The 21295-nt window shown below is 66.4% G+C and carries 18 protein-coding genes; 10 read left to right on the top strand and 8 right to left on the bottom strand.

The genetic code is table 11. From position 1 onward, the window contains the following. Positions 1-13 precede the first annotated feature (13 nt). Entirely contained in the window at positions 14-1909 is a 1896-nt protein-coding gene (locus E6C70_RS15090) for an FAD-binding monooxygenase (protein ID WP_136425333.1), read from the bottom strand. 119 nt (positions 1910-2028) lie between these two features. Between E6C70_RS15090 and E6C70_RS15085 the strand changes: the two genes are divergently transcribed. From E6C70_RS15085 to E6C70_RS15060, 6 genes are all read left to right on the top strand, one after another. Further along, the gene (locus tag E6C70_RS15085; protein ID WP_136425411.1) at positions 2029-3504 is read left to right on the top strand and encodes a fumarylacetoacetate hydrolase family protein; all 1476 of its coding nucleotides are present in this window, start codon (positions 2029-2031) and stop codon (positions 3502-3504) included. Beyond that, positions 3497-4225 (top strand): GntR family transcriptional regulator, encoded by a 729-nt coding sequence (locus E6C70_RS15080; RefSeq protein WP_136425332.1) that lies wholly within the window; start codon positions 3497-3499, stop codon positions 4223-4225. The genes E6C70_RS15085 and E6C70_RS15080 overlap by 8 nt, the downstream gene beginning before the upstream one ends. A 29-nt stretch (positions 4226-4254) precedes the next feature. Further along, entirely contained in the window at positions 4255-5199 is a 945-nt protein-coding gene (gene dapA / locus E6C70_RS15075; protein ID WP_136425331.1) for a 4-hydroxy-tetrahydrodipicolinate synthase, read from the top strand. A gap of 4 nt (positions 5200-5203) precedes the next feature. Next, a complete protein-coding gene (gene hpaE / locus E6C70_RS15070) occupies positions 5204-6700 on the top strand; it encodes a 5-carboxymethyl-2-hydroxymuconate semialdehyde dehydrogenase (protein WP_136425330.1) in 1497 nt (498 codons plus the stop codon). Between the two features lie 37 nt (positions 6701-6737). After that, entirely contained in the window at positions 6738-7793 is a 1056-nt protein-coding gene (gene hpaD, locus E6C70_RS15065; protein WP_136425329.1) for a 3,4-dihydroxyphenylacetate 2,3-dioxygenase, read from the top strand. Positions 7794-7917: 124 nt separating this feature from the next. Next, the gene (locus E6C70_RS15060) at positions 7918-8883 is read left to right on the top strand and encodes an endonuclease/exonuclease/phosphatase family protein (protein WP_136425324.1); all 966 of its coding nucleotides are present in this window, start codon (positions 7918-7920) and stop codon (positions 8881-8883) included. Between the two features lie 3 nt (positions 8884-8886). Here E6C70_RS15060 and E6C70_RS15055 read toward each other — a convergent pair whose 3' ends face one another. Continuing rightward, the gene (locus E6C70_RS15055) at positions 8887-9810 is read right to left on the bottom strand and encodes an LLM class flavin-dependent oxidoreductase (RefSeq protein WP_136425323.1); all 924 of its coding nucleotides are present in this window, start codon (positions 9808-9810) and stop codon (positions 8887-8889) included. Further along, positions 9807-10712, bottom strand: a complete 906-nt coding sequence (locus E6C70_RS15050; RefSeq protein ID WP_136425322.1) for a LysR family transcriptional regulator — start codon at positions 10710-10712, stop codon at positions 9807-9809. The genes E6C70_RS15055 and E6C70_RS15050 overlap by 4 nt, the downstream gene beginning before the upstream one ends. A 96-nt stretch (positions 10713-10808) precedes the next feature. Between E6C70_RS15050 and E6C70_RS15045 the strand changes: the two genes are divergently transcribed. Continuing rightward, positions 10809-11033, top strand: coding sequence for a tautomerase family protein (locus tag E6C70_RS15045; protein WP_136425321.1), 225 nt, complete (start codon positions 10809-10811; stop codon positions 11031-11033). A gap of 83 nt (positions 11034-11116) precedes the next feature. Here E6C70_RS15045 and E6C70_RS15040 read toward each other — a convergent pair whose 3' ends face one another. Further along, complete coding sequence (locus E6C70_RS15040; RefSeq protein ID WP_136425327.1) at positions 11117-11713, bottom strand: TetR/AcrR family transcriptional regulator; 597 nt, start codon at positions 11711-11713, stop codon at positions 11117-11119. A 70-nt stretch (positions 11714-11783) separates the two neighbouring features. Here E6C70_RS15040 and E6C70_RS15035 point away from each other — a divergent pair, with 70 nt between their 5' ends. Both E6C70_RS15035 and E6C70_RS15030 read left to right on the top strand, forming a co-directional pair. Continuing rightward, positions 11784-13004 (top strand): pectin acetylesterase-family hydrolase, encoded by a 1221-nt coding sequence (locus tag E6C70_RS15035; protein WP_136425320.1) that lies wholly within the window; start codon positions 11784-11786, stop codon positions 13002-13004. A 975-nt stretch (positions 13005-13979) separates the two neighbouring features. Further along, on the top strand, positions 13980-15101 hold the full coding sequence (locus E6C70_RS15030; protein ID WP_168770980.1) for an AI-2E family transporter: 1122 nt from the start codon (positions 13980-13982) through the stop codon (positions 15099-15101). Between the two features lie 110 nt (positions 15102-15211). Here E6C70_RS15030 and E6C70_RS15025 read toward each other — a convergent pair whose 3' ends face one another. Further along, positions 15212-16492: an ATP-binding protein gene (locus E6C70_RS15025; protein WP_168770979.1), complete on the bottom strand. Its 1281-nt coding sequence runs from the start codon at positions 16490-16492 to the stop codon at positions 15212-15214. Between the two features lie 274 nt (positions 16493-16766). On the opposite strand from E6C70_RS15025, the gene E6C70_RS15020 reads away from it, so the two are divergent. Further along, entirely contained in the window at positions 16767-17438 is a 672-nt protein-coding gene (locus E6C70_RS15020; RefSeq protein ID WP_168770978.1) for a hypothetical protein, read from the top strand. A gap of 293 nt (positions 17439-17731) precedes the next feature. Here the strand turns inward: E6C70_RS15020 and E6C70_RS15015 are convergent, their stop codons facing one another. The 3 genes from E6C70_RS15015 to E6C70_RS15005 all read right to left on the bottom strand — a co-directional run bounded on the left by E6C70_RS15015 (position 17732) and on the right by E6C70_RS15005 (position 21282). Continuing rightward, a complete protein-coding gene (locus E6C70_RS15015; RefSeq protein WP_235833557.1) occupies positions 17732-19375 on the bottom strand; it encodes an IS30 family transposase in 1644 nt (547 codons plus the stop codon). 836 nt (positions 19376-20211) lie between these two features. Continuing rightward, positions 20212-20781, bottom strand: a complete 570-nt coding sequence (locus tag E6C70_RS15010) for a serine/threonine-protein kinase (RefSeq protein ID WP_235833556.1) — start codon at positions 20779-20781, stop codon at positions 20212-20214. Positions 20782-20877: 96 nt separating this feature from the next. Next, positions 20878-21282, bottom strand: coding sequence for a hypothetical protein (locus E6C70_RS15005; RefSeq protein ID WP_136425315.1), 405 nt, complete (start codon positions 21280-21282; stop codon positions 20878-20880). Positions 21283-21295: the final 13 nt, after the last annotated feature.

Genomic DNA, 21295 nt, shown 5'->3' with positions numbered 1-21295 from the left:
GCGCGTCGCATTCTCAGGGGCGCATGATGGCTGTGAAGAAGGCTGCGAGCTCGCCCGTCGCGGTCAGTGGGAGCACGTCGGCGACGTACTGATCGGGTCTGACGACGACCACCGCTCCGTCGTGATGGATGCCGCGAGCCTCGAAGATGTCATCGAGCGGATCGGCCGCGTAGACCTTCTCGTAGTCGACCAACCCGAACCGCCCGACCCTCGGCAGGAAGGCGTCGGGCACCGCTCCGATGTCCACGCCGGTGTGATCCTGCCGGTAGACGACCTTCACGTCGAACCACGCGTCGATGTCGCCGCCCTCCGGCGTGTGGGCGAGCACCGGCGATTCGGGCGAGTGCGCGATCCACTCGGCCCACTCGGTGACGGATGAGGCTTCGCCCGCGCGCGCCGCGTCGGCGAACACGTAGATGCGCCAGCGTCCGTCGGCCTTCGCGTGATGCCCGAGGTGCACCGGGTTCGCGTCGCAGACGCGCACGACGGGAGCGGACTTGAAGCGCTTGCCGATCGGGAACCCCGTCGCGGACTCCTGGTGCCGCGGCTCGGCGATGAGCATCGACGGCTCGTACTGGGTGAGGAAGCCGGCGGGGAACTCCGCTGTCCGCACGTAGAACTCCTCGAGTTCCGTCGGACTCTGCAGGTCCTCCGGCCGCGCCGCCATGAGGGCCGACCACTGCCGATCGAAGTCGATGAGCTCCTTCGCAACCACGCGGCGCTCGGCGGCGTAGGTGCTCAGCAGACTCGCCGGACTGCGTCCATCCAGGACGTGTCCGAGCTTCCAACCCAGGTTGAACCCGTCCTGCATCGACACGTTCATGCCCTGCCCGGCCTTCGCGCTGTGCGTGTGGCAGGCGTCCCCCGTGATGAAGACGCGCGGCAGGCGGATGCCGATCTCGTCGACCGGCACGTCGTCGAACCGGTCGGCGAGCCGGTGCCCCACCTCGTAGACGCTGTGCCAGGCGACATCGCGCACGTCCAGGTGGTACGGGTGCATGATGCGGTTGGCCTGGGCGATGATCTCGGTGATCGTCGTCGCGCGCAGCGCCTCCTCGCCCCCGACGGGCACCTCGCCGAGGTCGACGTACATGCGGAAGAGGTAGCCGCCCTCCCGCGGGATGAGCAGGATGCTGCCGCCCTCGTGAGACTGGATCGCGCATTTGGTGCGGATGTCGGGGAAGTCCGTGACGACGAGGACGTCCATCACCCCCCACGCGTGATTCGCCTGGTCGCCAGCGAGCGTGCAGCCGATCGCCCGGCGTACTCCGCTTCGCGCCCCGTCCGCCCCGATCACGTACTTCGCTCGGACGACCCGTTCCTCGCCCGCATCCTCGCCGGACGTGCGGGCGAGGGTCACGGCGACGGGATGCTCCCCGGCGCCGGTTTCGTCATCGATCCGCAGGTCGCGGAACTCGAAGCCGTAGTCGGGCGTCATGCGCGTCGGCGCGTTCACCATCACCTCGGCGAAGTAGTCGAGCACGCGCGCCTGGTTGACGATGAGGTGCGGATACTCGCTGATGCCGGTCGGGTCATCGATCGTGCGCGCCGCCCGGGCGATGCGCGTCGGATCCGCGGGATCGGGCTTCCAGAACGCCATCTCGGTGATGCGATAGGCCTCGGCGATGATGCGCTCGGCGAACCCGAAGGCGTCGAACGTCTCGACGCTGCGAGCCTGGATGCCGTCGGCCTGGCCGATCTCGAGCCGTCCGGGGCGACGCTCGACGAGGCGGGTCGTGATGCCGGGGAACTGCGCGAGCTGGGCGGCGGCGATCATGCCGGCCGGGCCGGATCCGACGATGAGGACGTCGACCTCGTCGGGGAGCTCGCTGGGCCGATCGACACCGGTGCCGGAGGCGGGGAGCACGCGCGGATCGCCCGAGACGTAGCCATCGTGGTGGAACTGCATCGTTCTCCTCACGTCATCGTGGGCACCTGACCGTGGTCGGTCGAGGGCGGCAACGGCGCAGAAGCGCCCCTTGCCGATCCTCGTGTCGAATATATACGATTTCGTACATGCCCGATGCGATGATGCAGCCGCACGACGACGACCCCGCCGCTGTGGCGCCGACCACCCCCGGCAAGATCATCGCGGTGCACCTCAACTACCGCTCGCGAGCGGCGGAGCGGGGTCGCACACCGAGCCAGCCGAGCTACTTCCTCAAGCCGTCGAGCTCCCTCGCTGGAACGAACGGCGTCGTCGAGCGCCCGGCCGGCGCCGAGCTGCTCGGCTTCGAGGGCGAGGTGGCACTCATCATCGGCTCCACCGCGCGCCGTGTCGACGTCGAGGACGCCTGGAGTCACGTGTCCGGCGTCACCGCCGCGAACGACCTCGGCCTTTACGACCTACGAGCGGCGGATGCGGGCAGCAACCTCCGGTCAAAGGGCGGCGACGGCTTCACGCCGCTGGGGCCGACCGTCATCCCTGCGGCCGGGCTCGACCCGTCAGCGCTGCGCCTGCGCACTTGGCTGAACGGCGAGCTGGTCCAGGAGGACGCGACGTCGGAGCTTCTCTTCCCCTTCGCACGGCTCGTGGCCGACCTCTCCCAGCTGCTCACGCTCGAGCCGGGCGACGTGATCCTCACGGGCACGCCGGCCGGAGCATCCGTCGCCGTCCCGGGTGACCGCCTCGAGGTCGAGGTGGATGCGCCCGGCGCCCCCGGCGCTCCATCGTCGGGACGTCTCGTCACGACGGTGACGCAGGGCGACATCCCGTTCAGCGACGCCGGCGCCCGCCCCCGGGTCGACGACGCGCAGCGCGCGGACGCGTGGGGCAGCCGCGCGAAGGCGGGCCTCGATCCGCGGTTCGAACTGACGCCCGAGCTGGTGGAGCGCATCACCAGCGTCTCGACCGCCACCCTGTCCGCGGTGCTCCGCAAGCGCGGCTACGACCAGGTCTCGATCGACGGACTGCGCAGCAACCGACCGCAGGCACGACTCGTCGGGCGGGCGAGGACGCTGCGCTACGTGGCCGCCCGCGAAGACCTGTTCGCGAGCGCCGGTGGCGGGTTCAACGCGCAGAAGAAGGCGATCGAGTCCCTCGCGCCCGGTGATGTGCTCGTCATCGAGGCCCGCGGCGAGGCGCACGCGGGCACGGTCGGCGACATCCTGGCGCTGCGCGCGCAGGTCCGCGGGGCGGTCGGCATCGTCACGGACGGGGCGGTGCGCGACACCGTCGCGGTGGCCGCCTTGGACATCCCGACCTACTCCGCCGGCGCGCATCCCGCCGTCCTCGGCCGTCGGCACGTGCCGTGGGACATCGACCAGACCATCACCTGCGGCGGATGCGCGGTGCAGCCCGGCGACGTGATCGTGGGCGACGCCGACGGGCTGCTCGTCATCCCGCCCTTCCTCGTCGAGGAGGCGGTGACGGCCGCGATCACACAGGAGCGCGAGGAGGTCTTCATCGCCGAGATGGTCGCAGCGGGCAACCCCATCGAGTCTCTCTATCCGATGGACCTCGCCTGGCGGGAGCGTTATCGGGAGTGGCGGGGCGATGAGTAGCGCGGCGCTGAGGGGGGCGGCAGCTGGCGCGGCGCCGTCGCGGGCTCCGAGCAAGGCCCAGCGCGCCTACCTCCACGTGCGGGAGCGCATCACCGACGGACGGTACACGCCCGGTTACCGGCTCGTACTCGGCCAGATCGCCGCCGAACTCGACGTCAGCGTCGTTCCCGTGCGCGAGGCGATCAGGATGCTCGAGGCGGAGGGCCTCGTCACCTACGAGGTGAACGTCGGCGCCCAGGTGGCGATGGTGCACGAGACCGAGTACGTCTTCACGATGCAGACGCTCAGCGTCGTGGAGGGCGCGGCGACGGCCCTCTCCGCCCCGCTCATCGACGCGGACGGCATCGCCCGGGCACGCGACGTCAACCAGGAGATGACGGAGTCGCTGCGCCACTTCGACCCCATCCGCTTCACGGCGCTCAACCGCGACTTCCATTCGGTGCTGTTCGAGAACTGTCCCAATCCGCACCTGCTCGGCCTCGTCCACCGGGGCTGGGACCGCCTCCGGGTGCTCCGCGGATCGACGTTCAGCTTCGTCCCCGGGCGGGCGCAGGAGTCGGTGGACGAACACGAGCACCTGCTCCGACTCATCGAGACGGATGCGGACGGTCTCGAGATCGAACTGGCCGCCCGGCGCCACCGCACCGCCACCCTCGATGCCTTCCTCGCCCATCAGGCCGCGCACGGCGAGCGCGGCCGACACGATGTCGCGGCCGGCTGACCGCATCCGTTCGAACCGAGAGACGAGCCATGCACTTCAGAACCACGCCGGACCGCATCCGCGGCTCCATCGTCCCGCTCATGACACCGTTCACCGAGGAGGGTGAGATCGATCACGCCTCCCTCGCCAACCTCGTCGAGTGGCAGATCGCGAGCGGCACGCACGGCCTCTCGATCGGCGGTTCGACCGGTGAGCCGGGCGCCCAGAGCGTCGACGAGCGCCTCGCCGCCATCACCACGGTCATCGAGACCAACGCCGATCGCCTGCCCGTCGTGGCCGGAACGGGCACGGCCCAGCTGCACGAGACCATCGAGCTCACCGGGCGCGCGGTCGACGCCGGCATCGATGCCTCGCTCATCATCACGCCGTACTACGCCCGCCCGACCCAGGAGGCGCTCTACGTCTGGTACCGCACCATCGCGGCCGAGTTCCCCGACCTGCCGATCCTCGCCTACAACGTGCCCGTGCGCACGGCCGTGGACATCGAACCCGGCACCATCGCCCGGCTCTACCGCGACGTGCCCAACTTCGTCGGCGTCAAGGAGACCACGAAGGACTTCGAGCACTTCTCACGCGTGATTCAGCTCTGCGGGCGCGACGTGATCGTCTGGTCGGGCATCGAGCTGCTGTGCCTACCGCTGATCGCTCTCGGCGGGCAGGGCTTCCTCTCCGCCACCGCCAACATCGCCCCGGCCGCGCATGCCCGCATGTTCGAGCTCTGGGAGGAGGGCGACCTCGAGGGCGCCCGCGAGCTCCACTACGCGCTGCATCCGCTCGTCGACCTGCTGTTCGTGGAGACCAACCCCTCCCCCGGCAAGTGGGTGCTCGAGCAGCGCCGCCTCATCACGTCGGGCCACGTGCGGCCGCCGCTGATTCCGCCGACGGATGCGGGCCTCGCGCGCATCCGCGACCTGCTCGCCGCGGGTGAGCGCCAGCTGACGCCGGTGGACGGCTTCGAGATCGGAACGAGGTAGCCACGTGGCCACTCATCACATTCCCGACGGACTGCCCTCGAGCATCCGGCACTACATCGACGGGCGCTTCGTGGACAGCGTGGACGGGGACACCTTCGACGTGCTCGACCCCGTGTCGAACGAGACCTATGCGACGGCCGCCGCAGGCAAGAAGGCGGACATCGACCTCGCCGTCGCCGCCGCCACCCGCGCCTTCGTCGATGGGCCATGGCCGCGCATGCTCCCCCGTGCCCGCGCGCGCATCCTCGGCCGCATCGCGGATGCCGTCGAGGCACAAGACGCGCGCCTCGCCGAGCTGGAGACGTTCGACACCGGCCTGCCCATCACGCAGGCGCTCGGCCAAGCGCAGCGGGCGGCCGAGAACTTCCGCTTCTTCGCCGACCTCATCGTCGCGCAGGCCGACGACGCGTTCACGGTTCCCGGGCGCCAACTCAACTACGTCCACCGCAAGCCCATCGGCGTTGCGGGCCTCATCACGCCGTGGAACACGCCGTTCATGCTCGAGAGCTGGAAGCTCGCGCCCGCGCTGGCGTCCGGCTGCACGGTCGTGCTCAAGCCGGCCGAGTTCACCCCGCTCTCGGCGGGACTCTGGGCGACGATCTTCGAGGAGGCCGGCCTGCCGCCCGGCGTATTCAACCTCGTCAACGGACTCGGTGAGGAGGCCGGCGACGCGCTCGTGAAGCACCCCGACGTGCCGCTCATCTCGTTCACCGGCGAGAGCACGACCGGCCGCATCATCTTCGCCAACGCCGCCGAATCGCTCAAGGGCCTCTCGATGGAGCTGGGCGGCAAGTCCCCCGCCGTCGTGTTCGCCGACGCCGACCTCGATGCGGCCATCGACTCCACCCTGTTCGGCGTGTTCTCGCTCAACGGCGAGCGCTGCACGGCGGGCAGCCGCATTCTCGTGCAGCGCGAGATCTACGACGAGTTCGTCGAGCGCTTCGCGGAGCGCGCGCGGCGCATCGTCGTGGGCGACCCGCACGACCCGGCCACTGAGGTGGGCGCACTCGTGCATCCCGAGCATTACGACAAGGTGATGGGCTACGTCGAGATCGGCAGGAGCGAGGGCCGGTTGGTGGCCGGCGGTGGACGACCCGACGGCTTCGAGAGCGGCAACTACGTCGCGCCGACGGTGTTCGCCGACGTGAAGCCGGACGCGCGCATCTTCCAGGAGGAGATCTTCGGACCGGTCGTCGCCATCACTCCATTCGGCAGCGACGCCGAGGCGCTCGAGCTGGCCAACGACACCCGCTACGGACTGGCGGCCTATCTCTGGACCCGTGACCTCGAGCGCGCCCACACCTTCGCGCACGCCGTGGAAGCCGGCATGGTCTGGCTCAACTCGCACAACGTCCGCGACCTGCGCACGCCGTTCGGGGGCGTGAAGGCGTCGGGACTCGGGCAGGAGGGCGGCTACCGCTCGATCGACTTCTACACCGACCAGCAGGCCGTTCACATCACGGTCGGACCCGTTCACACCCCGCGCTTCGGTGCATCCTGACCGCCTCCGATCCCGCCATGTTCACCGAGGACCTTCAATGACGAACCCCACTCCCCCTGACATCGTGCGCTGCGCGTACCTCGAACTCGTCGTCACCGACCTCGCCGCCTCGCGCCGCTTCTACGTCGACGTGCTCGGCCTGACGGTGACGGCGGAGGACGACACGCACGTCTACCTCCGCACCCTCGAGGAGTTCATCCACCACAACCTCGTGCTGCGGCAGGGTCCGGTGGCGGCGGCTGCGGCGCTGGCCTTCCGGGTGCGGACTCCGGAGGACGTCGACCGTGCCGAGGAGTACTTCACGGCACTTGGATGCCGCACCGAGCGTCGGCAGGAGGGCTTCGTACGCGGCATCGGCGACGCGGTGCGGGTCGTGGACCCCCTCGGCTTCCCGTACGAGTTCTTCCACCACGTCGAGCACGTCGACCGGCTCGCCTGGCGCTACGACCTCTACACCCCCGGCGCGCTCGTGCGCCTCGACCACTTCAACCAGGTCACTCCCGACGTACCGCGCGGGCGTGACTACCTGGAGGGCCTCGGCTTCCGTGTGACCGAGGACATCCGCGACGCCGACGGAGTCACCTACGCCGCCTGGCTGCACCGCAAGGACACCGTGCACGACACCGCCCTCACGGGCGGAGACGGGCCGAGGCTGCACCACATCGCGTTCTCGACGCACGAGAAGCACAACATCATCGCCATCTGCGACATGCTCGGCGCCCTGCGGATGAGCGACGTCATCGAGCGCGGCCCCGGCCGCCACGGGGTGTCGAACGCGTTCTACCTCTACATCCGCGACCCCGACGGCCACCGCGTCGAGATCTACACGCAGGACTACTACACCGGCGACCCCGACAACCCGGTCGTCACGTGGGACGTGCACGACAACCAGCGCCGCGACTGGTGGGGCAACCCGGTGGTGCCGAGCTGGTACACCGAGGCGTCGCCCGTGCTCGACCTCGACGGCAACCCGCAGCCGGTGGCGCATCGTGACGAGCCGAGCGAGCTGGCGGTGACCATCGGCGCCGACGGCTTCTCGTACACGCGCGAGGGCGACGCCGAGAAGGGTTTCAAGCTGGGCAGCCAGCTCTGAGGATGAGGCGGCGCGGCGCGCCCGTGAACATCGGTCGAATTCCGAGCCCGCCTCTTTCCCACGTCCGACGAGAGGCGCAGAATTCTCCTGTGGACAGCGGAATTCTCCTGTGGGGTGAGGCGCGATGACCGTCATCGGAGCATGGAACATCGAGAACTTCTTCGAACCCGGCGGGCCATTCGGGCCGTCGGATCGGGCGACGTTCGACCGCAAGGTGGCGCTGCTGGCCGAGACGATCCGATCGGCGGATGTCGACGTGCTGGCCGTCGAGGAGGTCGGCGACCCGACCGCGTTCGAGGAGCTGCGGGCTCGTCTCGGTGACGGCTGGTCCGGCGTGCTCTCGACGCACTTCGAGGTCGACCACCCCATCCGGGTCGGATTCCTCTCACGACTGCCCATCGAGGAGTCGTCCGAGTTCTTCGACATCCCGCCCCTGCTCCAGGCCGCGCCGACCGGCGACGACGGCGCTCCGCTCGCGACGATGGGTCGGGGCGCTCTCCGCATCCGCGTGCGTCTGGGCGCCGATCCGCTCGACCTCGTCGCCGCGCACCTCAAGTCGAAGCTGCTCTCCTTTCCCGGCCGCACGCCGAACGCGACGTCGTTCGTGCCGAGGGACGAGGCGCAGCGGGCACGCTACGGCGCCTACGCCCTCAACCGTCGTGCGGCCGAGGCCGCGGCCGTTCGTGGATACGCGGACGACCTGCTCGCCGGCGACGGATCCACCCGCCTCGTCGCCGTGATGGGCGACCTCAACGACGAGGTGCGGGCAGCCACGACGCAGATCCTGCAGGGGCCGCCCGGGTCGGAGATCGGCACGGCGGGAGAGAATCACCCCGATCGCGGCGACGCGTGGCGCCTGCTCAACCTCGCGCCGCTCATTCCCGAGGAACGGCGATTCTCGCGTATCTTCGAGGGCCGCAAGGAGCTCATCGACCACATCCTCGTGTCCACGGCGCTCCGTCACCGCATAACGTCGGCCGACACCGTGACGGGCGCGACCCAGCTCCCCTCGATCACCGTGGACGCGGCGGCGCGCAAAGACTCCCCCGTGTCCGACCACGCGATGGTCGTCGCGACGATCGAGGGCTGAGGATCACGCCGTCAGCAGCGGCACGACCTCGGTGCGGAAGGCCGTGAGCTGACGGATCTCGTCGCCGATCGGCCACAGGAGGATCCGCTCAGCGCCGGCTCGGATGTAGGCGTCGATCCGTTCGGCGCACTGCTCGGGCGAGCCGATGGGCAGTCCTGCCGCACGCAGGTCGTCGGCGGGTCGACCGAGAGTCGGAGCCAGCAAGTCGTCGATGACGTGATCGGCGGCATCCGCTCGGTCGGTGACGTGCAGCCAGGTGGTCGCGACGGCGGTAGGGAAGGTCGCCGGACGTCCGGATGCCTCGAGTCGGGTGACGCCGTCGCGGAAGGCCTGCGGCGAGGTGTTGTAGGCAGAGGCGAGCCAGCCGTCGCCGAGCTCGGCCACCCGACGGATGCCGGCGGGTGAGCCCCAGCTGGAGATCCACAGGGGTGGGGGCGGCGAGCTGCCGACGATGGGGCCGTCGACGCCGTCCGTCGAGTAGAACCTCCCGCGAAAGGGCGACGCGTCATGGCCGAGAAGGACGCGGAGCACGCGGACCGCTTCGTCGAAGCGCTTCCACCGTTCGGCGAACGGGATGCCTGCTGCGGCGAAGTCGGCGGCTGACGAGCCGGGCCCGACGCCGGCGATGAGGCGACCGCCCGAGAGCGCGTGCAGAGCGGCGAGCATCGTGGCGGTGTGAACCGGCCCGCGGACGACCGGCAGCGCGACCGTGGTGGCGATCGTCATGTCGGCGCTGGCATCCAGGACCGCCGCCAACGACGTGGGTCCGTCCAGCCAGGCCCGTCGGAACAGCAGGTGGTCGTTGGCGCAGACGTAGTCGAAGCCGAGGGCCGCGGCCTCACGGACGTAGTCCGAAAGGCGCGCCGCCGTCCACGGTTCACCGCCGAAGTCGATGAGGGGAAGATGCACGCCGAATCGAACGGTCACGGTACTCTCCGTGCCGCCCGTTGCAGGCTCTCGACCATGGCGGTGAGCGTCGGCCCCTGATAGCCGTCCACGGGCCAGGCCGCACTGATGCGCCGGACCGGAGCATCGTCGGCGAGCGGACGAACGGCGACACCGGGCAGCGGATGCCGCACCGCCAGGCCGGGGATGAGGGAGACGCCCAGCCCGGCCGCCACCAGCGCCTGGACGGCGATGTAGTCGTCGGATGCGACCTCGGATCGGGGTGTGAAGCCGACCTGCTGGCAGGCGTGCCGAACGATCCGGTACCAGGCGCTACTGAGCGCGCCGCCGATCCAGGGCTCGTCGCGGAGGTCCGGCAGGTTGACAGCCTCGTAACGCGCGAGCGGATGATCGGCCGGCAGCACCACTTGGAACCGGTCCTCGAAGATCGGAACGCGATGGAACATTCCCTCGTCGATGCCGGGCAGCACCTCGTGTTCGTAGATCACGGCCAGGTCCAACTCGCCGGTCTCCAGCCGTGGGACCAGCCGATGCAGGTGGTCGTCGACGACCGTCAGTCGGACGCCGGGGTGCAGCAGCCGGAACCGCGCGAACGCCGCGGGCATCAGCGTGCTCAGCACGGTGGGGAAGCAGCCGAATCGCAGCCGCCCGCTGCGCCGTCCCGCTATCTCGTCGACCTCCTGCTCGGCGGCATCGAGCCGAGCCAGGATGCCTTTCGCGTGCCTCGCGAGGGCAGCCCCCACCTCGGTCAGCTCGAGCGGGCGAGTCCCGCGTCGTACGACCGCCTGCCCGACCTGGCGCTCCAGAGCGGCGATCTGCTGGCTGACGGCGGACTGCGTCATGCCCAGCGCAGCGGCGGCCGCGGAGAAGTTCCCCTGCTCCGTCAGCTCGGAGAACACCCGGAGCCGTCGAACGTCGTACATAAGAGTCACTTATAGACCCGAAGTGGTGAGTATTGCAACTAATTCCGCCAAAGATGAGAGTGACGGTACTGAACACCAACCGGAACGGAAAATACCATGCCACTCATCAACGTCAAGGTCATCGAGAACGTCTTCACAGCCGAGCAGAAACGGGACGTCGTCGAGCGCCTCACCGACGCGATGGTCACCATCGAGGGCGAGAACATGCGGCCCGTCACGTGGGTCATCGTCGAGGAAGTCGCCAGCGGCGACTGGGGCATCGGCGGCAATCCGCTGACGACCGCCGACGTGCGGGCCCTCGCCGCGGGGGTCGCCGTCTAGCGAATCTGGATGCGGGTACCCGCCCTGAGCGGGTACCCGCTCAGAGGCTGGCAGAGACGGGGGAAGCGGCTTTGTCGGTGCTGCTATTTCGCCGGATCCCGGAGAGTCGAGCAATAGCTGTCCCAACCCGGCTCGAGGAGTTCGAATCCCGCTCGAATGGTGACTTCGGGTCTCTGGGCACGACTCGCGTGCAGCTGGATCTGCAGCGCGAAGTGCGCGAAGAAGCGGACCTGGATCGTGGGCTCGGAAAGCCCCAGTTCCTGAGCGATGGCGTCCGCCAGCGCGCCCTCGTGCAGCAGCCACATCTTCTCTGCGTACTCGACGAGAGAGGGGGTGTCGTGCATGAGGGCAAGCACTCGACGCTGAGGATCCGTCTGCATCGCCGCGAGCTCGGCCAGGTAGTGGGCAGCGAGGGCGTCGGAGATCGAGGTGCCGGACGCCCGCGCCGTGACGGCGCGTAGGAGCGTCTCGTGTCGGTCGTCTTCGTCGCTGAAGACCAGTGCCTCCTTCCGCGGAAAGTGAGCGAAGACCGTTTTCGGGGTGACGTCGGCGAGGTCAGCGATTTCACGCACGCTCGCCCCGTCGAAGCCACGCTCGAAGAACAGAGTGAGAGCGGCGTCGAGAATCGACGCCCGAGTCGCGGCCTTCTTTCGCTCCCGCCTGCCGACCTCCTCGCTCATCACGCCGAAAGTATATCGAGGGGTAAGATAATGTAGTCGGGTATAGTAAGTAACCCGGTATAGTTACGGGATGAATAGAAAATCCACGTGGATCGCGCTGGCTGGATGCATAGCGGTGGTCGTCTTCCTCGTCCTGAATCCCCTTGCCACTCTCGGGACCATCGGCGGAGCCCTGCTCCTCGGCGTGGCCTTCGTGTACTTCATCCACTTCAGGCATCCGTCCGGGGTGATGTCACTGAACGAGGTGTCCGATCGACGATGGCACAGCGTCGACCTGGGGAAGACCACAATCAGCGGCGATGGGACGAGGTACGAGATCTACGTGAGACGCGGCGCCTCCTCCAACCTGATCATTCACTTCTCGGGTGGCGGCGCCTGCTGGGACGACATCACTGCCTCCCAGCCCATCACGCTCCGGAGAGTCCTCCGGGGCTATACGCGAGACCTGCGAGCGTTCTACTTCACCGCGCTCACCAAGCTGTTTCCGACGGCCCTGACCGGAATGGCGAACCAGCGCGACAAGGACAATCGCTTCCGCGACTGGAACTTCGTGTTCATTCCCTACACGACCGGAGACCTGCACGTTGGTGACGTCGTCAACACCTATGCGGGCAAGAAGGGTCCCTTTCAGGTGCACCACAACGGCCGCAACAACACGACCGCAGCGTTGGCATGGATCTTCGCCAATTTTCTCGAGCCGGAAAAGGTCATGGTCTCCGGCGAGAGTTCGGAAGCCTGGGCCTCCGCCTTCTACGCCCCGCTGGTCGCGGACCATTACACGGGAAAGCGCGTCTACTGCCTCTCGGATGGCGCCGGCATCCTCTCGCCACGATGGTCAGACGTCTTCGATCGGACGTGGCGAGCGGACAGCGCGACGTACCTCGGCTTTCAGATCGGTACAGACGTCTACGAAGACGCCCTCTCGCACCGCATCGATCGCGTCGGCGGTGACATCAGGTACCTGCACAGCAACACGCTCTATGACGACACGCTCACCCGATTCAGTGCTGCTCTGAACAACGTGCCCACGGATACGGATCGATTCATCGACGACTGGTCCGCGCACACCGTGGAGACGATGAAGCGGCTCGCCGGCGACCCCGATCTCGCTTACCAGCACTTCCTGACCGACTGGGGCCACAACGTCAGACGACACACCACAGCGCACACGATCACGACCAACGAGCTCTTCCATAAGGCCGAAGCCGACGGGGTGACCTACGCCGAATGGCTCGCGAGGAACGTCATCGACGACGAAGACCTATCTCTCGGCGGGCGCCTTCTCCCGTGACACGGAACTCTCGGACCAGTCAGGCGGGCCTCGCACCCACGAAGAAACGCCCCGCATCCCAGTGTTTACAAGGGATCGCGGGGCGTTTAGTGGCGGTACCGGTGGGATTTGAAGTCTAATTCGACCCATGTGATAGCGGCGTTTGGGGCCAATATCCGCGGAATATCAAGGGAGTTGAGTGCTGGATGATCACCGTGGACGAGGTTGGATCTCGCCCAGATGTAGTCAAAATGTAGTCACGCCGACCCGCCCGATCCCGGACTCACCACGCGAGTTGGTGCAAGTAGATAGATCTGCATCGAGCGATCGCTCCCTCCCGGTGGTCGTGAGGTGCCGTCCGCAAGCAGATCGCCCCAGCGGGTCTCACCGGTCGTAGACGTCGCGGCGGTGGCCGAGTGTGATGAAGGCGACGATGAGGATGTCATCGTCCATGGTGCAGGTGCCGCGGTAGTCCCGATGCGCAACTCGAGGCCGGGACGCCCTCGGAGCACCCTGGCTTCAGGTGGCCGCGGGTCCTCACCCAGAAGGGCGATCGCCCCGCGAGGGATCGCGGCGCGAACAAGCTTGAAATCCCCGCGTTGAGATGGCAAGACGCCGGCTCTTATCGACAGCTGACTGCTGTGTCAAGGACGCATGACATGTGATGTCCCCTGCCTAACGTGGCAGCAGCCCTAGCACGTGCAGAGCTGACGGAGCCGGTTTGTCGTGGACCCCGTCGCGTTCATGCTCCGGACCGCGATATTCGCCGTCACCTAGTTGTGGCAGGACTGCCGTCGACATGAGCGAAAAGGAGCCGTGATGGATTTGTGGCCGTTGTGGCTTCCGATGCTGGTGTTCGCTGCCGCGCCGCCCTCAGCAAGAACCTAGACGTCGCGGGCGGCGATGGCTTCGGCGGGCTCGCTTTGCAGACGGTGGTCCTCGCCGCCCTCGACGCATTCAAGAAACGAATCCGAGACACCAACAAAGGAGATCACGATGTCGGAGACACCACATGAGCAAAGCCCCCGCGACCGAAGGCTGCCTGTCGGTGTCGTGGCCGCCTCGGAGTGGTCATGGCGGCTGCTGACGATCATCGCCTTGGGCGGTGTGGCGGTCTACCTGATCATCACCTTCCACGAGATCGTCGTCCCACTTCTGGTGGCGCTTCTAGTGGCGGCACTCCTGGCGCCCCTCGTAGGTCGCCTGCACCGGGCGGGATGGCCCCGATGGATATCGATCCTCATCGTTCTTCTGGTATTCGCCGCGGTGATTGCCGGGCTGGTCTACCTGGTCGTCTGGCAGGTTCACGACGGGCTGCCCCAGCTCCAGAAGGAATCCGGTGCAGCGTACGACCGGGCCCGTGACGCGCTGCGAGGTCCGCCGTTCAATATCACCGACACTCAGCTCAACGAATACCTCGCCAACATCGGCGCCGTCGTCCAGAAAGACAGCAGCCAACTGCTCGGCGGCGTGCTGAAAGTCGGTTCAACCACCGGGCACCTCTTCGCCGGCGCTCTGATAGCGATCTTCGCCACCATCTTCATCCTCATCGACGGCCGGGGCATTTGGGGGTGGGTGGTTCGGATCTTCCCCCGGAACGGCCAGTCGGGCATCACTCGGGCCGGAGCCGCCGGCTGGCGCACACTGACCTCGTTCGTGCGCGTGCAGATCCTCGTCGCCCTCGTCAACGGCATTGGAATCGGCCTCGTCGCATTCTTCCTCGGACTCCCGCTCGCCATCCCCATCGCCGTCATCGTCCTCCTCGCCTCCTTCATCCCTGTGATCGGAGCGATCGTCAGCGGAATCATCGCCGTCCTCATCGCCCTGATCTTCGCTGGCCCCCTGCAAGCAGTACTCATGCTCGGCGGAGTCCTCCTCGTCCACCTGCTCGAAGCCCACGTGATGCAACCACTCCTCGTCGGTGGGGCCGTCAAGGTGCACCCGCTCGCCGTCGTACTCGGCGTCGCCGCCGGAACCGGCATCGCTGGTATCCCTGGTGCCCTCTTCGCCGTACCCCTCATCGCCGTCGCCAACGCCATGGTCGCAGCAATGCTCCGACGCCCACCCACAGACGGTCTCGTCGAACCCACCAACACCCCGAGAGACACTCCCGCCTGACCACACCAGCCCCAATCGACCGACCTGCGCGTAACACGATCGGTATCGGTCACTATGCAAACATGTGGCGGCTATGCGCGTGGGGGCACGATCAGCTAGATCCTAAGGTGCTAGACCTCGGCACCGAGTGTCTCATCTTGGACCCCAAGGATTATCTCGTCGGTCACACCGTCCCAACCAAAACGAACCAGCATGTGACGGAGAACAGAAGCAGCGATTTCTCTGCTGCTCGTGAGTGCATTCTCGGGCGTTATGGTGATGGTCCGCGTCCAGGTGCCGTCCGTGAGCGAGTAGCGGCTGTGAAAACCGGCTCTGGATGGGTTGGAGACGGACAATACCCACCCTTCCGCGTTCGCGATGCTCAGCTGCACGTCGAGGCTCAGCGAATTGAATGCTGCCCGTTGCAGGCGCGCGGCGAACTCAACCGTCATGGTGACGTACGCGATGAGGAACCAGATGGGTACGTGAGGTTCGTCGGCGGTGCGAGCGGCCACAGATTCCCAGTCGGCACTGAAGCCTTCGGGGAAAGTGACTCCGAGCACAAACACGCCGCTTTGAAAGAACTGCCACGCTTCGGCCGATCGGCTCGACGTGTCGAGGTCTCCGAACCAGTCCTGGCCCCGCTGAACACCTGAGGGAGTCGACATGATGGGGAACCGCCACCCCGCCGCGCTCACCTGATTTCCAGCCACGATCGGCGCGAGTTGGTCGTACTCAATCACGTCCGACTCTTCGCCAACTGGCGCGAAGCGCACCAATAGGTGCGGCCCAACAACGACTCTTGCGAAGAGCTGCGACTCGAGAGCCTCAGCCAACTGCGCCTCTGCACGAGAAGTCACAGGACCGATCAGGTCAACGCCGCCGCGCCGGGCGGTCTCGATGAACCTGCTCAGTCCCTTCTCGACAGCCACCGCCAGTAACGCTCGCAGCTCGTTCTGAGTGTGGCTTGCCGAGCTCTCCGGCTTCGCCATCGACCGCGTATACAGCTGACCCTGCACGAGTACACCCCCGAATTGCCTCTTGCAGAGGACGGGGATCTCGTCGAACTCGGCGACCTCGATCACAGCGACGACGACCCCCTCGAATGGTGTCCGGAGGGTCACATCTAGCCGAAGGGGCGGGTCGGCATACGTGTTAATCCGATCAACGACCGTGTCGAAGTCCTCATACTCCCTTGCCAGCTCCATGCTCAGACCGTTCTGGATCCCGTCAGTCTCAGAAACGCCGATGATCACTCGGCCGCCGTCGCGCTGATTAGCGAGGGCAATCGCGGCGCGAGCCACCTTCGCGCGGAAGGAGCCCTCGCCGAGGGAGCCCGAACTCTTGAATTCGGTATTTCGTTGTTCGTAACCGGTGCTGATCAGTCCGGACACTTCATCGTCGGTGAGCACAGCGCGACTATATCGGTCAGCAACTACCCGGTCACGGCAATGGATTGATGTAGATGCGTGCGTCTCACGACTTTGGACCCGATCTGCAGTCGCCGACATTTGCTTCACCCGACACAATGGATCGATGAATGCGGGCGGAACGCTTGGGCTCGACCTCAGATCGAATCGGGGCCGCTTCTGCGGGCTTTGCGGTAGGTACGGTCTCATGACAAAGGCCCACGTGCCTCCGCAAGTTGCCGGGAATACTGCGTCCGTCATGCAGGAGTCTCCGCTCGTGACGAAAAGCGGGGTGCAACCGGGACGTCAGTACGCCGGCGGCATGTGGGTTCGCGGACTATGTTTCGACTGCAACAACACCGCAGGCAACCGCTATGACACGGCATACGGCTTGTTCACCGATCAGTTGCGCGGATGGTTCCGCACAGGTAAAAGGCTCGCGTTCGGCCGAATAGATGTTCCCGCTGTGTCACTCGACCCAGGGCTCGTTTCCCGTGCGATTCTCTACGGATTCCATGCAATCAATCCCCGACTTCGTGTCATCTTTCCTGAGCTCGCCAAGCAGCTGCTAAATGACACCCGTCAGGTTCGCTTGCCGTCAGGGCTGCGACTGCGCGCTGGTGCCTACTTCGGGTCCGACTTCAAACTCTCCGGAGGCGTGCTCATGCAACGCGTACTAGGAGCGAGGGAAACCCACTTCACATTCGGTGAGGTGTTCTTCCCTCCGCTCGCGTGGGTCCTCACACCCGACTATGCAGGTCTGGCTGTGGACCATTGGGCGTCCGCCGACGAATGGCCGCTGTACTCAGTGGACCGGACCAGCGTTGATCTCCGTTGGATCGCTGGCCAGTTCCCGATCGTCGAACACCCGAGCGCCGTCGCGCCAAACGACTGGATGACCATGTTCTCGTCCGAAATCACCCCGTTCGTTCAAGGACAAAAATCCTAGGACACGTCGGACAGACGTTCGCAAGCCCGGCATCCCTTCCCCACGGGCAGCGGACGGCGCCACAAGAAGATGGATCCACCGCATCAAACTTCTACTCGAATCGGATGCGAGCTCATCGTCCGGAAACGAGTGGGCCCCGCAAGCCGGTCTTCCAAGGACGCGAGCTCCTAGGGACCGCGTCACCGGTCCCGTTGACGCCCACGGTGCCCGTTTACCCCGCCCGATGAAGGTGCCCGCAGAGGTAGGGCGGATTCTGGTGATCGACGCAACAGATCACGTGTTTACAGGTTATCTCAGGGCCGTTTTGACGTGCGGTGTGCGGCTGACAAGCGTTGAGCTGGGGTGTCGTAGCCGAGTCCTTTTCGCGGCCGGGTGTTGATCTCGTTCATGACGTGAGCAACGTGGCTGGCGGTGTGCTGGGCGAGATCGGTGCCCTTGGGGAAGTACTGGCGCAGGAGGCCGTTGTAGTTCTCGTTCGCGCCGCGTTGCCAAGGGCTGGCTCGTTCGGCGAAGTAGATCGGGATCCCTGTCGCCTTGGTGAGGGCTTCATGGCTGGCCATCTCGACGCCCTGGTCCCAGGTCAGGGATCGCTTGAGATGGGCAGGCAAGGTGGCGAACGCTCCGATCACGGCGGTGTTCACGGACGCGGCTGTGTGGTCGTGAGGCAGGTTGATGACCATCCCGTATTGCGTCGTCCGTTCACGCAGGGTGACCATTGCTGAGACTGAGCCGACGCCGACGATCAGGTCCCCTTCCCAGTGGCCGGCGATCTCCTTCGTCTCGATCTCCGCAGGTCGCTGGTCGATCATCACCATGTTCCGGATCCGAGATCCCTGCCCACTGCGCGTGCGCCAGCGGGTCTTGCGGATCCGTCGCCCGGTGCGCAGCTTGAGCGCATAGCGCTTATGCAATCCCGTGTCCTCACGCAGCGGCAGCGCCCGGTAGATGGTCTCGTGGCAGACCCGCATCCCGTCGTCCTCCGGGTAGGTCTTCCGCAACCAGCCACTGATCTCTTCCGGTGACCAACACCGGTTGAGCTTGCGTTGCACGAGACGGCGCAGTGACGTGTTCGCTGCCAGCCTCGACACCTTGGGCCGTGCCCGCTGTCGGTGCGCGTCATGATCGGCAGTGCGGGGAAGGTAATTGCCAGCCCCGTCGCGGTGCCGATGCAGTTCCCGGCTGATTGTCGACGCGTGACGGCCCAGCTGCACCCCGATCTGACGGATCGTGCAGCCCATCCGCAACAGGTCGGCGATCTGCATTCGCTCCCGCATGGTGAGATACCGGCCTGTGGAGCGCGGCGGAACGAGCGGTGGGATCAGGAAGTTGTTCTGTTTACGGATCAGCGTTCCGGAGCGACGAGACATACCGAGAAGTCTGCAAGCATCCACATTGCTGACCCCCTCGCGCATGAGCTGCCAATAGGAATCGGCCCGTTCCCGGCGCTTGCGGACAGCGTCGGTCTCGTGAAGTCCAACATCGACGAGCGCCGCGGAGTCTCTTCGAGCGGCAGCAAGCACGAGGGAGTCGCGTATGACCCGCTGCTGACGCTCTCGTTCCAGCACAGCAGCGCGGCCGACTGCGAGCCGGAGTTTGCGAGCCGCGCGTGCAACCGAGAGACCCTCCGAGCGCAGCTCGTGGAAGCGACGGTGCACCCATCGATACCCGGTTGAACCTGACACCCTCGCAACCACCGCCGATGAGGCGAGATCGGTGCCGGCGTCGAAAGCCACCCAGAAGGCAGCTTCCCGCGACGCATCCACTCGAAGGTGATGTCGACCATGATCCAGTTCGACAGCGGCTTCCCAGGCCGGTACCCGGCTGGAGGAGAAACCGATGGCCTGAAGCGTGTCCGCCGCGGTCACCCCGCTGCGGCGCAGCTCGAGATAACGATCGCGAAGAAGACGGTAGCCGACCTCCTTATCGATCCCGGCCATACGGGCGGAGCCTTTCAGACCGTGGCCCTGACCGATCGCAGCCAAGAACCGATCAGCAGTAGGAGAAGAGAACGAAACCACCACGAGCAAACAGCTCCAGAAGGGGCGTTGCGTCGATCAATAGAATCCCGCGTAGCTCAACTGCAACACGCGCTACCGGACCGGCCGCCCTAATCGAGCAACTGTCGGCGGCTCACGTTGCAAGCGGGGCCGGAGACTCGAACAACATCGACGATGCATGGCAACGACGAATGTATAGCTCTCACACGGTGTGCGACCTAACGACGAAGTTCACAATCGCGGGATCGATAGGCAAGGCGAAAAGCTAATGCACGCAGGCACTCTTGCGAGGGACTCCTTAGATCCCCGCTATACCGGGCTTCTCATGTGAACCGGGTTACAGGTCACGGCGGATGCCGGCGATTGGACCGGGTGCGTCGCGTGGTCAGGATGGGCGTCCTCGAATTGAGCCACCGTGGGCTGTGACTTACCCGAGTTTTCGCCCATGCCCTCGGTTGTCCCCGTGGCCCAGCAACGTCAACAGTGCCTTAGTACCCGTGAGGCGGTCCCCATTATCGGGGTGGTTGGTTGTTAATGATGACCGTGAGTGCTGTCGCGGCCACGGTCTCGGCGCTGGGTCGTTCGACAGGATCGGAGTCGATCATGCTGCGGATCAGGTTCCGCCAGGCGATGGGGAGGGTTGCTGATGCAGCCGAGCGAGCGCGGCTTCGGAGGTCCCGCCGGGGTAGGCAATCTGGTTGGTGAAGCACTCCAGCAGCACGAGGCCCGAGGGAGTAGATATCGGAGGGTGTCTGCACCGGCTGGTTGCGGACTTGTTAGGGCGAGAGGTACGCGACGGTACCAATGGTGGGGGTTCCGGCGGCTTGGATGTGGTCGGTCTCCTGGGCGATGCCGAAGTCGGTCAGTTGGGCGCGTTCCCGGGAGGTGCGGGTGCCGTAGTCGACGAGGATCACGTTGGCGGGGGTGATGTCGCGGTGGACGATGCCGCGCAGGTGAACGTACTCGAGCGCTTCGGCGATGTCGTAGGCGATCTCGCCGACCTGCCGGGAGCTGAGGACGCGTTGCTGCATGGCGGTGCCGAGGCTGGTGCCTTGGACCATTTCCATGACGATGAATGGGCGGATGTCGGCGGGGGCGGATTCGTCGATGCCGGCGTCGACGATGGAGACGATGCCATGGTGGCTGAGGCCGGCCAGCATCCGGATCTCACGTTCGTACTGCGCAGTGTCCTGTGCCGCTTCGGCGGTGAGGAGTTTGATGGCGACCGTCCGACCCAGGGCGGTATCGGTTCCGGCGTACACAGCGGAGGATCCGCCACGGGCAAGAAGCCGCTCGGGACGGTAGCGGCCGTTCAGCAGCGGGGCGTTCAGGGCCGGGCCGGGCACGGGTTCTCCTCGGTGAAGCGCGAACAGTTTTAGGGGTGCCGATCGTGCGGTGCCCTCTCCGGGGTGCCGAGTCGGCAGGTGGTGGGGGTGACTACTTCAGGGCAGCAGGTTTCGCGCTTTGTCGATCCAGGAGGTGATCCACGGGATGGCGTTGCTGATACTTCCGGAGGCGTCGGTGGCGACCGTGATCGCGGGGTAGAGCGAGGTGGTCAGGGCGGCCACGGCGGCGAGGGCGGCGAGCGTCCACGCCACCGCGGGTGTTCGGGTGCGGATGATGAGGATGAGCAGAATCAGCGTGATCGTGAAGCCGAGCAGGGCGACCAGCGTGATCCGCGCGGTGGGGACGGGGATGAACCAGGCCGCTCCTGCGCTGGCGGCGATGAGTCCGATGATCGGCGCGAACACTCCAGCGACGATGGCTGTGCCGGCCAGGATACCGGCCGCGAGGGCGTACCAAACGCCCCGGGGGCGCGGTGGCCGGTTGGCGTAGGAACGTGCCATGGCGGCCGGTTCA

The organism is Orlajensenia flava (assembly GCF_004801905.1).
Lineage (GTDB): Bacteria > Actinomycetota > Actinomycetes > Actinomycetales > Microbacteriaceae > Orlajensenia > Orlajensenia flava.
This window is presented reverse-complemented; position numbering and strand designations above follow the sequence as displayed.

Excerpts from the sequence above, each read along its gene's own strand:
- E6C70_RS15040 (WP_136425327.1), bottom strand. The coding sequence starts at position 11,713 with ATGAGCGAGGAGGTCGGCAGGCGGGAGCGAAAGAAGGCCGCGACTCGG.
- E6C70_RS15005 (WP_136425315.1), bottom strand. The coding sequence starts at position 21,282 with ATGGCACGTTCCTACGCCAACCGGCCACCGCGCCCCCGGGGCGTTTGG.
- E6C70_RS15050 (WP_136425322.1), bottom strand. The coding sequence starts at position 10,712 with ATGTACGACGTTCGACGGCTCCGGGTGTTCTCCGAGCTGACGGAGCAG.
- E6C70_RS15030 (WP_168770980.1), top strand. The coding sequence starts at position 13,980 with ATGTCGGAGACACCACATGAGCAAAGCCCCCGCGACCGAAGGCTGCCT.
- E6C70_RS15085 (WP_136425411.1), top strand. The coding sequence starts at position 2,029 with ATGATGCAGCCGCACGACGACGACCCCGCCGCTGTGGCGCCGACCACC.
- E6C70_RS15060 (WP_136425324.1), top strand. The coding sequence starts at position 7,918 with ATGACCGTCATCGGAGCATGGAACATCGAGAACTTCTTCGAACCCGGC.
- E6C70_RS15080 (WP_136425332.1), top strand. The coding sequence starts at position 3,497 with ATGAGTAGCGCGGCGCTGAGGGGGGCGGCAGCTGGCGCGGCGCCGTCG.
- E6C70_RS15090 (WP_136425333.1), bottom strand. The coding sequence starts at position 1,909 with ATGCAGTTCCACCACGATGGCTACGTCTCGGGCGATCCGCGCGTGCTC.
- E6C70_RS15015 (WP_235833557.1), bottom strand. The coding sequence starts at position 19,375 with ATGGCCGGGATCGATAAGGAGGTCGGCTACCGTCTTCTTCGCGATCGT.
- E6C70_RS15045 (WP_136425321.1), top strand. The coding sequence starts at position 10,809 with ATGCCACTCATCAACGTCAAGGTCATCGAGAACGTCTTCACAGCCGAG.
- hpaD (WP_136425329.1), top strand. The coding sequence starts at position 6,738 with ATGACGAACCCCACTCCCCCTGACATCGTGCGCTGCGCGTACCTCGAA.
- dapA (WP_136425331.1), top strand. The coding sequence starts at position 4,255 with ATGCACTTCAGAACCACGCCGGACCGCATCCGCGGCTCCATCGTCCCG.
- E6C70_RS15035 (WP_136425320.1), top strand. The coding sequence starts at position 11,784 with ATGAATAGAAAATCCACGTGGATCGCGCTGGCTGGATGCATAGCGGTG.